At 53.0% G+C, this 13,432-nt stretch carries 11 protein-coding genes; 4 read left to right on the plus strand and 7 right to left on the minus strand.

From position 1 onward, the window contains the following. Nucleotides 1-235: 235 nt before the first annotated feature. From HWX74_RS16925 to HWX74_RS16935, 3 genes are all read left to right on the plus strand, one after another. Complete coding sequence (locus tag HWX74_RS16925; RefSeq protein ID WP_176014769.1) at nt 236-3,277, plus strand: hypothetical protein; 3,042 nt, start codon at nt 236-238, stop codon at nt 3,275-3,277. A gap of 198 nt (nt 3,278-3,475) precedes the next feature. Beyond that, nucleotides 3,476-3,838 carry a hypothetical protein gene (locus tag HWX74_RS16930; protein ID WP_176014770.1) on the plus strand — a complete coding sequence of 121 codons (363 nt, stop codon included), beginning with the start codon at nt 3,476-3,478 and terminating at the stop codon, nt 3,836-3,838. Between the two features lie 199 nt (nt 3,839-4,037). Continuing rightward, a complete protein-coding gene (locus HWX74_RS16935; RefSeq protein WP_176014771.1) occupies nt 4,038-4,568 on the plus strand; it encodes a cysteine hydrolase family protein in 531 nt (176 codons plus the stop codon). Nucleotides 4,569-4,627: 59 nt separating this feature from the next. Here HWX74_RS16935 and HWX74_RS16940 read toward each other — a convergent pair whose 3' ends face one another. From HWX74_RS16940 to HWX74_RS16960, 5 genes are all read right to left on the minus strand, one after another. Then, on the minus strand, nt 4,628-5,848 hold the full coding sequence (locus tag HWX74_RS16940; protein WP_176014772.1) for a glycosyltransferase: 1,221 nt from the start codon (nt 5,846-5,848) through the stop codon (nt 4,628-4,630). A 12-nt stretch (nt 5,849-5,860) separates the two neighbouring features. Then, nucleotides 5,861-6,964, minus strand: a complete 1,104-nt coding sequence (locus HWX74_RS16945; RefSeq protein ID WP_176014773.1) for a glycosyltransferase family 1 protein — start codon at nt 6,962-6,964, stop codon at nt 5,861-5,863. 159 nt (nt 6,965-7,123) lie between these two features. Further along, nucleotides 7,124-8,854, minus strand: a complete 1,731-nt coding sequence (locus HWX74_RS16950; RefSeq protein WP_176014774.1) for an ABC transporter ATP-binding protein — start codon at nt 8,852-8,854, stop codon at nt 7,124-7,126. A gap of 6 nt (nt 8,855-8,860) precedes the next feature. Beyond that, nucleotides 8,861-9,841, minus strand: a complete 981-nt coding sequence (locus HWX74_RS16955; RefSeq protein WP_217704999.1) for a glycosyltransferase — start codon at nt 9,839-9,841, stop codon at nt 8,861-8,863. 147 nt (nt 9,842-9,988) lie between these two features. Continuing rightward, entirely contained in the window at nt 9,989-10,198 is a 210-nt protein-coding gene (locus tag HWX74_RS16960; RefSeq protein ID WP_176014620.1) for a hypothetical protein, read from the minus strand. 384 nt (nt 10,199-10,582) lie between these two features. Here HWX74_RS16960 and HWX74_RS16965 point away from each other — a divergent pair, with 384 nt between their 5' ends. Continuing rightward, nucleotides 10,583-11,227 (plus strand): lysoplasmalogenase family protein, encoded by a 645-nt coding sequence (locus HWX74_RS16965; RefSeq protein ID WP_176014776.1) that lies wholly within the window; start codon nt 10,583-10,585, stop codon nt 11,225-11,227. Here the strand turns inward: HWX74_RS16965 and hydG are convergent. Further along, nucleotides 11,224-12,570 carry a [FeFe] hydrogenase H-cluster radical SAM maturase HydG gene (gene hydG, locus HWX74_RS16970; protein ID WP_176014777.1) on the minus strand — a complete coding sequence of 449 codons (1,347 nt, stop codon included), beginning with the start codon at nt 12,568-12,570 and terminating at the stop codon, nt 11,224-11,226. The genes HWX74_RS16965 and hydG overlap by 4 nt on opposite strands. A gap of 18 nt (nt 12,571-12,588) precedes the next feature. Next, nucleotides 12,589-13,371 (minus strand): sulfide-dependent adenosine diphosphate thiazole synthase, encoded by a 783-nt coding sequence (locus tag HWX74_RS16975; RefSeq protein WP_176014778.1) that lies wholly within the window; start codon nt 13,369-13,371, stop codon nt 12,589-12,591. Nucleotides 13,372-13,432: the final 61 nt, after the last annotated feature.

The following is a 13,432-nucleotide window of genomic DNA, read 5'->3' on the forward strand; positions in this document are numbered from 1 at the left end:
AGCCGCCGTCTGTCCGGCGGCTTGAGCGGCCGGTTGCCGACTCCGCGGAGAGGACAACCGGCACTGGTCGGAATATAATCCATTCCGGCGGAGAATCAAATCCGGTTGCGGCGATTGGGCCGGTTTCAGGCCCGTCCGGCCGGGAGGCGTCCGAAAATTTGTCAAACGGCCGATGGCGTGTATATTGATGGAAAGCAATCTTCCGGAGAGGAACGAAGAGAAAGTTGGATAACGTATGGCGACGAAAATCTGGCACCGTTTGTTGTTCGATCAGGCGGATTATAAATTATTGACCGAGTTGGACAAGCTCATCGACCGGCCGCGTTCCGGCAAGTCGGTGCGGAAATTGTTCGAGGCTTGTTTTCATCCGCGCGGCATCAAGGAGCTGGCGGCGCCGAAGGAGTTGCGGATTGTCGCGGCGATGTACAATCTGCTCGATACCTTCGAGCAGGGCGGCGAGGCGATGGAGCAGCGGCTCGCCGCGCTTCAGGCGCTGCACGATGAAGTGATCACCGGGATCGGCGGCCGGTTTCGGCACAATACCGCCCGGGTGCTGCTGCAATTGATGAAGGAACTGATCCGCGAACGGACCGATCAGGTCCGCCGTCTGAAGCTGGCACATGAATTGCGGCGGGCGCTGCTCGGCCAGCCGCGCTTCATCCGCCGGTTGCTGAAGCGCTATTATCTGCTTGAAATGCCGGAAAGCTGGACCCAGTTGGCGTTTGACTCCCATGTCCACGATGCCAACACCAAGGGGCGGAAGTCGCCGACCCATCTGATCATGGACGCCTGGATCAAAGGCATCCGGCAACTGCAGGTGGTCTACTATAATTACGTACCCCGCCACGCTGCCGACGAGCTGCTGCAGGCGGCGGCGATCATGGCGGTGGATGTCCGCATCGGCGTGGAGTTCAGCACGGTCTACCGGAATCGTTTCGTCGAGATGATCTGGACGCCGTACGGATTTTCCGATGCGACGGATTTCCTTCGTTTCCTGGACCGGCCGCGGGTGGTCGCGTTCACGAACCGTTGCCTGGCGGCGGCGGCCTACCGCAAGAAACTGGTCTTGAAGACGCTGGATGATTTCAACCGGCAGAATTTGAAAAAACTCAATGATCATTTTCACATTCGGCTGCATGCGGTCGGCGACGCCGAGCTGCTCGCTTCGATCCGTTACGGCCAGCCGGCGCTGGAACACATTGCCGAATTGCTGGCCGCCCGGGTGCGGCAGGCGCTCGACGAACGTTTTTCCCGCCTGGAAGGCATTGCCGACGGGGAAATGGAACGCGAACGGCGGGAAATCACCGATCTGCGGCGGGAGGTGACCGCCGAATATATCCGGGAACATTTCATCGATGGCCGCCGCCTGAGCCGCCCGCCGGAAAATCTGCGCGAATTGCCGGAAATCAACCGCTATTCACAGTTGGAGTTGATCGAGGAACTGCGCCGGATTTCTCCCGGCTGCCGGATCACCCTGAATCTTTCCAACCTGAAATTGGAGGATGTCGTCGAAATTTTGTTCGATTGCCGCGGCCAGATTACTCATCTGGAAATTTTCAACCTCAAGGATATGGTGCTGGGCGGCCGGACGGACGATGCGGCGATCAACGAATTCCGGCAGGCGCTGAACCGCGGCGACGCCATCCGGATCAAGCAGATCATCGTCGAAGTGCTGCGCCGTTTGAAAGAGTCGAAATATCCGGACAAATTGGAACGCATCGGCCGGCTGCGGGAAATTCTGCACCGATTGGTTGAATATGTCGAATTGTACAGTCATGCGGCGTTGGGGGCTAGGCTCGGCAGCGACTCGGCCAGCCGGTCGAGCCGGGTACACGGCATGGGATTGGTGGTGCTGGACTCGCTGCCGAAAAAAGTGAGGACATCGTTGTGCGCCGCCCGTGAAGGACGGGAATCGCTGCAGCCGGTCCGTTCGCTGGTATACCGGCAATGCGATTATTTGCCGGACCTCGGCCGCCTGCCGGTGCTGCAGCGGCCGCTGTTCCGGTTTTTGCAGCAGCATTGCGGCTGTTTTTTTCAGCGGCAGGAGCGCTGGATCTTTCAGGACAATGTTCTGGAGCTGGGGGACGCTTCGGCCGGCAACCTGGTGGCGCTCGGCGGTTTTTATCAATCGGAGTTGTCGGAGCACCATGCGCTGCAGGAGTTGACGATCGGCAATGTTCAGGAGCTGGTCTGGTACTTGAACAGCAATCTGAAAATGCTCTGCAAGGTGTTAATCGGCTTTCTGCCGGCTTTCCTGACGTTCTATTGGACCGGGGATTGGTGGCTGCTGGTTTATTTCGGCGCGGTTATCTGGCTGGGTATCACCGGCATCCGCAATATTCTGCAGGCGGTGCTGGGCGGCGGCGGCCTGCGCCGCGGTTCGCAGCTTTTGACCTGGAAGGATTTCATCTCCTGGGACCGGGTGGCGGATTCATTGATGTATACCGGCATTTCGGTGCCGCTCTTGGATTATGTCGTGAAAACGGTTTTGCTGCAGCGCTGCTTCGGCTGGACGGCGGAGGAGCAGCCGGTGGCCGTTTTTACCGGCATTGCGTTGGCCAACGGGGTTTATATTGTCTGGCACAATCTGTTTCGCGGCTTTTCCCGCGGGGTGGCGGTCGGTAATTTTTTCCGATCCGTCTTTTCGGTGCCGGTCGCCATCGGGTTCAATGCGGCGATCTACGGAATTCTGTCGTTGTGCGGCGTCGGCGGGATTGCCGTCATTCTGCAGCAATGGGCGGCGATCATCTCCAAGCTGGCGTCCGACTGTATCGCCGGCGTCATCGAAGGATACGGCGACCGGGTGAATAATATCACGGTGCGGCTGCGCGATTACCAGCAGAAGCTGAAACTGATATTCCATATCTACGCCCGTTTGGAGGTGTTGTTTCCGGAAATGGAGGCGCTGGCGCTGCTGGAGAATCCGCGGCGATTGCAGAAACACCTCGGGCCGGAGCGGCATAAACTGCAGCGGACGATCATCGTCGACGCGCTGGATCTGCTCTATTTCTGGTTGTATCAACCGCAGGCGCGCAACGCTTTGAAACGGGTCATGTCCGGATTGACCGAAGAGGAGTGCAAGGTATTGTTTGGTTCGGTCGTCGTTTTGACCCGGGAACGTGAAATCAGCCGTCTTTTCATCGACGGCCTGATTGGCCGTCACTTTTCCCGGGCGTTGGCGTTTTACCTGCATCATTACCGCAATTATCTGAAACAGATGGCGGAACTGTCCGGCCGGCCGCTGCCGGAAATTGCCGGCCGGAAGCGTGTTCATTGATGCTTCCGGGGCGTCCGGAGGCGGGCAAAAGACAGCCGCTGAAAATCCGGCCATTGGCGGAGTGGAAGGTTTTTCAACGATCCTGATTTGTATTTTTGCCCGGTTGCGGTTATATTGAGGGTGGAGAAAATGAAGTTGCGTCAACCGCCGTCGGCGGTTCGTTCGGTTTGTTCACCATCAAAAAAGAGGAGAGTGATTATGTTGAGCAAGACTGTAATTGCGTTGTTGGGCTGTGCCGTCATGTTAACCGGAGTTGTCGTATATACAGCGACCCGGGCGGAGGCGGCCGAAGCGGTTTCCTCCCAGAATTACACCCCGGCGCGTTATGCCGTGATCAGCGGGCCGCTGGATGTCGTCTCGGAATTCAACAACCAGCCCTATACGATGAATGCGATGTTGCTGCTCAATACCGAAACCGGGCAGGTCTGGATGCTGCAGGCCAATGTCCGGCAGCAGAATGAACCGGAACTCAATTCGGCGTTCTGGTATCCGGTGCTGGTCAGCCGCGAACAGGTCAATCCGTCGATTCCGGAAAATATTATCCCGGAAAATATCCAGTAAATTTCCGGCAAAATCAGCCTGGTAAAAGGAAGATGGTCCGCCTGTGCATTGGTGTCGGCGGGACGGTATTTCACTTTTTACCGGGCGTTTTTGCCCGGTGCGCACCGATCTCTATATCATACGCGGCTTAAGTTTGATTCGCGCCGTGTCGATCAGTTGCCATCGTGTCCTCCGGAAAACACCTTACAGAGAGAATATTATGGAAAACAAGCCGAAAACAGCATTGTTGGTGATCGACCCGCAACTCGATTATTTTCCAGGCTATAAATTTCCGTTGTGGAATACAGCCGCCGTTCTTGAAAATATTGTCGCGGCGATCCGAAAATGCCGCCAATATGACATGCCGGTTATTCTGGTCCGGCATTTGGCCGACCGTGCAAACGGATTGGCGCCATTTTTTGTCAAGGGAACCCTGGGTGCGGAAATTCATCCACAGATTCGCGAGGCCGCGCCGGAGGCGCCGGTGGTGGAGAAAGCCTTTGCCGATGGTTTTGTCAAAACCGGGTTGGAAGCGACATTGCGGCAGCTCGGGGTTGAAAAACTGTTGCTCTGCGGCATGATGACGCAGAATTGCGTCACACATACCGCCATTTCTCCGATGGCTGAGAAATATCGGCCGGTCATTCTGGGCGATTGCTGTACGACGGTCAGCGAGATGCTGCATCTGATCGCCTTGAATGCCGTTTCCACCCGTGTTGCGTTGCAAACGGCGGCGGAAGCGATAAACTGACTCTGTTTTTTATATGAATCAATAGAACGCAAAATGGAAGAGTTCCGCTGGATTTCGGATTAAGGGATGATTGCGCGATAAAATGTCCGGTGCTTTCGGGCGATTGTTGTCATTGAGAAATTGTCAATGATTGCTTGCCTTGCCAATCGGCCCAACTGGCAGGACTGGTTATGGGAAAATACCTCAAGAATCCGGAGTCCCAGTTGTTGTACGTCGAAATCGGGAATCAGGAGTCCGCTGCCTGGAATAATTAAGTCGGCGATTCCGCCGGTATCGAACGCCGCCACAGAAGTTCCGCAAGCCATTGCTTCCATAATCATATTGGGCAGGTTGTCATATTTGGAAGTTGATAAGAACAAATCACCGGCACGGTAAAAATCGATTAGAGTTGTTTCGTCATCAACCGTTCCCAAATGCCATGCCGGAAGTTTGGTGCGGATTTTGCCTGTTCCAACCGTCAATAGTTTGATATGTTTCGGGTCTCGGCGATACAGAAAGTCCAAAAGTTGCTGTAATTCAACGCCACCTTTGTTGGGATGGGAAAGATTGCTTGCCCCAATACCGAGAAAAAACCCATCCGGCGGAATTCCCAGGCGGCCCCTGCTTGCCAGGCGGAGATCAGGGGTGAATGTTCGGGTGTCGATGGTATTGCCGATGACAACGGAATGACAGCCGCGCCACAATTTACTTTTTTGCAATTCGGCATTGATCCAGCGGCTGGGGGCGATAAAAGCAATATCCAGTCCGTGCCAATGCTTCCATTTGTGTTGCCAGAGCCGGCGATCGAAATCGATGCCGACGCTTTCCCGGTTCGTTGCGGTATAGCCGTCGATAAAACGCCGGGAATTTCGCAATGGATATTGTTCGCTGCCGCAAAAAGGCCAGCAATCGTGCAACGTCCATACCACTTTTACTCTGCGGGCCAGTTCGGCAATTTCGCGGATGGACAACATTTCTCCGACGATGCCATGCAGATGTACTGCATCGGGATTGTTAAACAGGATCTGGTCGATTAATCCATGAGAGAACACGTTGAAAATATGAGCGTTATAATTGGTGCTTCCCTGCAATTGATAGAGTTTCCACAACAGGGACTGTTTAAATTTCAACCGGCTTTTTAAAAATTTGGTTCCAAGCCTGAGGCTGAAGTCGGTTGGTTCGATGGTAAGATAGTTGACCTCCAGGTCAGCGGCATGGTATTTTAGCGCCTGAAAAAGCCGCTTGGCGGCAATTCCGCTGCCGGTGGTTGCCCCGCAATATCCAACCAGATTGATTTTCATCGAATTGTTTTTCTATATGGCATGATAAATTTGTCGGGTCATCCCGGCGGTCAATTCCCAGTTGAACCTTCGGGAACGCTTGAGCGCCAGTTCTCGCAGAGGGGCCAGCGATGCGTCATCGTCAAAAAATATTTTCATGATTTCCACGACTGCATTGACATCACAGGCAGTTACTGCGATGCCGGCATTTCCACAGATTTCATCCATTGCCGAACCGGAAGCATAACAGCATGGTACGCCGCAATTCATCGCTTCGAGCAGGGGAATTCCGAATCCTTCGTAAACCGATAAATTGAAGAATCCGCTGGCGTGTTGATAAAGAGACAATAAACAATCAGTTGCCATCTCCTTATAATATAGAAGTCCTGGCGTGTGTCGCATATCGCCCAGAAGTCTGTCGCATTTCCAGCCGCAACGCCCGACAATCACCAAAAGACAATCCCGGTTGTGTGGATAAAATAATTGCCATGCCTTCAGTAATGTTTCATAATTTTTGCGCGGCGACAGGGTGCTGACCGCCAAGAAATATTTTTTATTTTGCAGCGCCGGCGGAAGCGGCTGTTTCGTTTGAAATTGCTCTGGAGAAAATTGCGATGCGATGGGAACGACAGTCACTTTGCACGGATTGACGGGCAGTAAGTCACATAATTCCTGTTCGGTGAATTCACTGACTGTAATTACCCGGTCCGCCAGAGTGACGGCGCGTTTCATCTCTGTCTGATACCACGTGTTGGAGGCATCCGTTTGGTTGTTTTGTTGATCTCGGAATGGAACCATATCGTGAATGGTGACGATGAGTGCTCCTCTTTTCCGATACCAGGTGGGTAGAATGCCAGAAACCGCATGAAAGAGATCGGTATTCTTCAGAAAGTAGTGTTGTGCGATTTTTGATAGAAAAGGAATGGCGAATAAGCGGCCGGGAAGAGGAAGCAGGCATTTTTCCGTATCCACGAAATCAATGGTTGCAGCAGCAGCTTCCCGGATTTTTAGGGTAGCGTATACCAAACGGCAGGCGGTTCGCTGTGCCAGTAATTGTTGTAAAAGATGATAAAAGTAGACGGATATCCCGTTGCACGGATAATAAATCAATTGATCCAGTTCAAATGCTATTTTCATTGTCATGTTCTCATCGCTGCCGACTGGTTGCGTAACGTATCGTCAAAAATAAGTACGGCCTGACCTGCGTCGGTTCCGTTCATTTGGTGTATGATAAGCGCTGGGGAACTTCCAGGCAATCCATTCCATCGATATCCGATTGGAGACCATCTGGACAGGTCAAGTCGAGTCGGTGGTTTCATCGATTGCCTTCCGGGTTAAGTCGACAATAATATCACATTGGTTGAGCGTACTCAAACGATGGGCGATGATAATCATCGTCAATTTGCCATGCAGATTGTTTAGTGCCTGTACAAAAGCCTCTTCAGTTGCGGCATCGAGGGCGCTGGTTGCCTCGTCAAGCAGTAACAATTGCGGGTCGAAATATAAAGCACGGGCGATGCCGATGCGTTGTCGTTGGCCTCCGGAGAGATTGGCGCCGGCATCGCAAATTCGAGAGTGAATTCCTAGGGGCAGTTCCCGGACGAAATCCTGCAATTGTGCCGTTTGTAATACCGCTTGAATTTTCATATTGTCAATTTCGTCGGCCGGGACTCCCAGCGCGATGTTTTCGCGCAGCGTTCCTTCGCAAATAAATACGTCCTGGGGCACATAACCGATCAATTGGCGCCAGCTGGCGAGATTTTCAAAAATATCGGTTCCGTCAGCCGAAATTTTTCCGGCGTCCGGTCTCAACAGACCGACCAGTAAATCCATCAATGTTGTTTTGCCGCTGCCGGTTTTTCCGACGATTCCCAGATTTTGTTTGGCCGGAAGTTCAAAATTCAGGTTTTCAAATATTTTCCTGCCATTTCCATAAGAAAACTCAAGCGATTGTACCGCCAGTGTATGTCGTAGACTCATCGCCGTGGCGCTGTCGCCGAGTTTTTCCCGAGGTATGTCCGTCATATCGGAGAACAGTGTATCAAAAAGATATTGGTGCTGACGCATTTGAGTTAAATTGTAATTGCAGCGGCTCAGTGCCGGCAGTACTCTTGACATGACTGCCGCAATCATGGAAAAGGTCAAAATAATTTTATCTGTCGGATTTCCCATCTGCTGCATGAGGAGAAAGATGACCGATACCAGAAGCAGAATGATGCTTTCGAACATCAGCCTCGGTATCTGCCCCAGGGTATAGAGCTTGGTTCCGCTTTGGGCGACCTGCTGAATATAGAAATGGTATTTCCGTATGAAAAAATCTTCTTTGTGCTGGATCTTGATCGTTTTATTGCCGGACAAGCCGGCATGCATCATTTTTGAGGCATTTTCCTGTTCTTCCTGGCCGGTTCTGCCGATTTGCAGATTTTTGGCATGTGGTATTTTCACAATCAACCAGGTGGCTAGGAGCATGATGGTAAGGCTGCCCAGGGTAATCCACGGCATAAAATAAGTCATCAACAATCCCAGCAGAACAATAGCCAGGGTATCCGCCCAGAATTGCATCAGGGGCAACAGAACGCCGGTGCAGATTTCCCTCATTCGGTAAATATTATTATAACGTTCCGGCAGCGGATGGGCCATGCTATAACGGTAATCCGCTTTCATATAGTTCGTGAAGAGACGTAACGAAAGGGCGCTTTGCTTTTGGTAAACGAACCTGCTTTGCAGGTGAATTACCCATAGCGCAAAAAAATTCTTTGATACCAACAGTAAAACGATCAGTGAAAAAGCGAGAATGAGAAAATTGTCTTGACTCAAGTTGCTCCAGTACAGACAATCGGATAAATATCGATTGGTTTCGAATACGCCGGGATTCAGAAACAGTGCGATCGCCCCGACCAGAAGGCCAATTCCGGCCGTCTCTCCCCAGGCGGCCAGTGCCATCAGAAAAGCAATGCCCAAAAGGCGTCTTTTGTCTTTGGGAGTTAAAAGAATACGCAGTTTATTGATGTTGCCGATGAAAGTCATGCCGAGTCACCGCAAAAATAAATCCTGAAAGACGCTTTTCCAGCCGCGGGCATAATAAAAATAGCGTTTGGTTTGTAATTCATGCAGGACCATTGGAAGACGGCGGGCAAAATTCGTGTTCATCGCCGCCCGTCGCTGCGAATGGTCCAGCCGGTCCCGGACCAGTTCGATAACTTCGGGAGCGAGCCGGGAGCTGAGTCGGGCCAACAGTTCCCGATATAATGCGGTATGCCAGGCAAAAGAGTCGTCGGTGATTGATTTTCTGGCCTCGTGCCACTGTTGCAGCAGAGACTTGTTTCTGCCCGATTGCGATGCATTGCCGTCATGCTGCCTGAACATGGTAAGTTCTTCGCCGGTAAAATTCCAGACATTTATCAAGGCCAGGACCAGCCCGATCCAGGTGTCGTGGCATTCGGGCAGGTTCGGAAAAGGCAATAAGAGCGGTTTCAGTGAAGAATGGAATGCCATATCATGGCCTGCGGCCGGAACGCGTTTTAAGAAAATGGATAATTTGTCAAGGTGATCACCATAAAGAAAATCGAGAAGGGCCGGGGAAAAACCGCGTATCTGCCAGTGATTTTCTCCGGTCGGTTTCAAATTTTCATCGGTAATCGTACTGTTGGCAAACGCACCTGCCGGTTGTTTCGCATTCAGAATAAGCGTACTTAATATTTGGATTTTTTCCGGCTTCCAGACATCGTCCTGATCGGCGAGGCAAATGACTGTGCCGGTTGACAAGCGGATGGCCAGTTCGAAATTTTTTGAAGCGCCCAGACGGTTTTCATTCCGGATGAGGTTGATGATATCCGGATATTTTCGTTGGAAGGCATTGGCTATTTCAACGGTGGAATCCTGTGAGGCGTCATCGCAAATGACTATTTCATCCGGCACCAGGGACTGGTGCAGGATTGATTGTAGTTGCTGCGCCAGATAACGTTTCCCGTTGCAAACCGCCATGGCGACAGAAACCGTGTTACCGGTTTTCATCATTCACCCCCGGTGTGGTTGATTGGCTCCAACGGCTGCCGGAGGCGGAGATGAGAAGACAACAGTCTTTTTCAGCTTCCGCCATTCCGGCGCCGGTCGGGAAATCGCGCCGCGTTTGGAAAGAAACCAATTTTGAGAGAATAGGAATTAAAGAAATGGCACAATTACTGCTTGCTTGCTTGCTTGCTTGCTTGCTTGCTTGCTTGCTTGCTTGCTTGCTTGCTTGCTTGCTTGCAAGAATGAGAGCTTGATGATGTAATCATCATCAAGCTTCATCGTGCGATGCACACTGCTTAACAGGACAACAGAAGACGGCGAAAGTATAGTGACGCCATTGGAAAGATTTTGTTTCATCATCCTGCCATTCTCTTTGGAGTTGCAACTATCGAATTCAATAAAATATATCGCGGTTCGCCGGAATGTCAAGATCAGGATTGCGAGACTTGCCGTTTGAAAAGTTTTTCTATATCTTTAAATCAAAAATATTACTTAATTATTTTTACTATTTTTTATTAAATAGTATAGTTGGTCTATCATTGAATTTTTTTTTATTTTTATTGCTTTTTTACGATTGCATCGGCGGAAGAAAGAAGTAATTTTCAGTTGGGAATTCCATTGAATATTTGACGGAATAGATTTATGGGTATATCTTCCCGGTAATAGCGTCCTGATGACTGGGGCGGGTGGCGGATCGAAGGTTAGAGTGGTTTCCGGTTCTTTCAAAAAACAAAGTGCGTAAAAATGTGGACAGTGCAGAGTTGGCTTTCGCTTTCGTGGGCGGTGCTGGTGCTGGCCGGCGCGGCAGGGAAACGTTCTCTGGTTGCCGGCTGGGCGGTTGCCGGATTCCTGACCTCGTGCGTTGGAGACAGCTTTCTGGCCGGATATTTCGGCAGAGGAGATGAATGCTTTGCCGCCGGTATTGTCGCGTTCGGCATCGCCCATGTCTGTTTTTTCGCTTATGCCTGGAATCATGGCCGTCGGCTGAATTGGCGGATTCCGGGAGCGGCCGCTTTGGGGTATGGCGTTTATTTGGTGTGGTTGGTTCCCGCCATCGGCAATCCGCTGATTGCCGGCCTGGCGGTCGGCTATACGGTATTGTCGCTGTTGACGCTGGCGGCCGGATGCGGCATGCGGACGGCATTGCCGGTCCGACTGATTTTTTCCGTCGGCATCGGTTTGCTGATTTTCTCCGATACGCTGATTTCGCTGCGGAATTTTTTGCATTGTGACGGCTGGCGTTTTTTGATCATACCAACTTATGAACTGTCTCACGTGGCCGTTGCCGCGGCAGTGTTGCTGGACATCGGCAAGGAAAACAGCAGAAAAATAGCGGCTGCCGGGCCGGCCGACGGACGGAATACGCCGGGAGCGGCCGTGAACGATTAGAAGTACAGCTCCCGTTCACCGGACCGGATTTGTTGCAGCCGTTCCTTGACGGCGTCAACCCGTTTGGTATTGCGCAGGCGGGCCAGTTCGCGGTCAATTTGCCGGTATCCGAGTTCTTTGGTCGAAGCGGAGGCGTTTTCTTCCAGATATTCGGCTAAAGTCAAAATGGCGTTAGGAGTGCAGAAACTTTCGGTAAAGCCCGGAATGGCGTATTCCATCCGGTGAACTCCGTTGCGGCCGTGCCGATAGCAGGACGTGCAGAAACTCGGCAGGAAATCACGTTCCAGCAGCCAGTGCATCACTTCGTCCATCGTCGGCTCCCGGGTGCCGGCAGCGAATTCCAGGTGCGGACCGGCGTTGAGCTGGCTGATGCCGACGGGAAGAATTTCTTCGCTGATCGCCGCGGTATCGCGCGTGCTGATGATCAGCCCGCAATAGGGAATCGCCAGCCGCAGAATGGCCACCATCCGTTTGAAATCCCGGTCGCTGACCGGATAATTCAAAGTGAAACCGCAACTGTCCGTCAGGCGCGGCAGGCTGATTGAGTGCGGGCCGAGGCCGTATTTCTGTTGCAGATGAACGGCATGGCTGACCAGCGCCAGCGTTTCGAATCGCCAGTCGCAGAGGCCGAGCAATACGCCGAATCCAACGTCGTCGCAGCCGCCTTCCAATGCCCGGTCCAGGCCATCCAGCCGCCACAGATAATTTCCTTTGCGGGTGCGGCGCGGATGATACAGGGCGTAGAGTTCGGGGTGATAGGTTTCCTGGAATAATTGATAGGTGCCGATCTGCGCCGCTTTGAGCGTCGCGAAACCGCTGACCGACTGAGGCGCCGCATTGATGTTGATCCGCCGGATGGCCTTGCCGGCCTGATAGCAGAACCGGACGGTGTCGGCGATGAATTCCGGCGTGTACTGCGGATGTTCACCATAGACCAGCGTCAGGCGCTTGTGGCCGAGCGTCTCAAGCTGCCGCACCTTCCCGGTCAACTCCTGGTTGGACAGGGTGTGCCGGACGGTGGAAGCCAGACTGTGGCGGAAGCTGCAGTACCGGCAGTCGTTGACGCAGAAATTACCGATGTACAACGGTGCGAAAAGAACGAGGCGGTTGCCGTAGACTTCCTGCTTCAACCGGCGGGCGGCGGCGAAAATTTCCTGCAGCAGCTCCGGATCGGTCACTGCCAGCAGCGTTGCCGTTTCGGCCACTTCCAACGGTTGTTTCCGGCCGCTTTTGGCGATGATTTCGCGTACCCGGCTGTGAGCCGGCCGGGCGTTATGAAGCTGGTCGGTCAGCTTGCCGGCTTCTATAAAACAGCATCCGCCTTTGGACAACGCGTCCGTCATTCCGCCGCGCTCCGGTTCTTACTTTTGAAATTTGCCGGCGATCAATCCGGCCACTTTGCGGCCGGACATCAGCATGCCGCCGAAAATCGGCCCCATCCGGTAACCGCCGTTGACGTTGTTGGCGCTCATGCCGCAGGCGAACAGGCCGGGATAATATTCCCGGGTGTTTTCGACGGTGGAGGCTTCGCCGGAATCGACCCACATCGGTTTTTCTCCGAGAATTTTGCCGGTCGGCGTCGACAGCTTGATGCCGGCCTTGTCGCAGGCCAGGTGCATGAGTTCGCTCGGATGGCCGGTGCCATCGAGCACCGCTTCGGCGATGACGGTCAACGGGTCGACGTGCATGCCGAGCCGTTCCACCGGCGTCCAGTTGATGACCAGGCCGTTGATCTTGCCGTTTTTGAAAACCAGGTCCTCGACGCTGACGGCGTTGAAGATTTTGGCGCCGCTTCGGACGGCGCCGAAGATCAAGCCGGAGGCCATTTCCACCGAATCCAGCGTGTAATAGCCGGGAGAATCCTCAATCGGCCGATAACCGATGCCGAAATCGTCGAGAATCGCCAGCGCGTCCTGCTGAACGACGACTTCGTTGAACAACATGCCGCCGCCCCAGGTGCCGCCGCCGGGCGCCAGTTTGCGTTCGAAAATCGCCACCTGCAGACCGGCCTTGCTCAAATCGCGGGCTGCCACCAGCGCCGACGGACCGCCGCCGACGATGGCGACATCCAGCCGCAGAGCGTTTTCCAGTTTATCGGCAAAATTCCGGACGATGGCGCGGGAAATCACATTTTCAATAGACATTCTGAATCCTGTAATATACCATTGTTTGTCAGCGAAGGAGGTCGGAGAAAATAAAAAACCG

Origin of the sequence: Victivallis sp. Marseille-Q1083, assembly GCF_903645315.1 — a bacterium.
Lineage (GTDB): Bacteria > Verrucomicrobiota > Lentisphaeria > Victivallales > Victivallaceae > UMGS1518.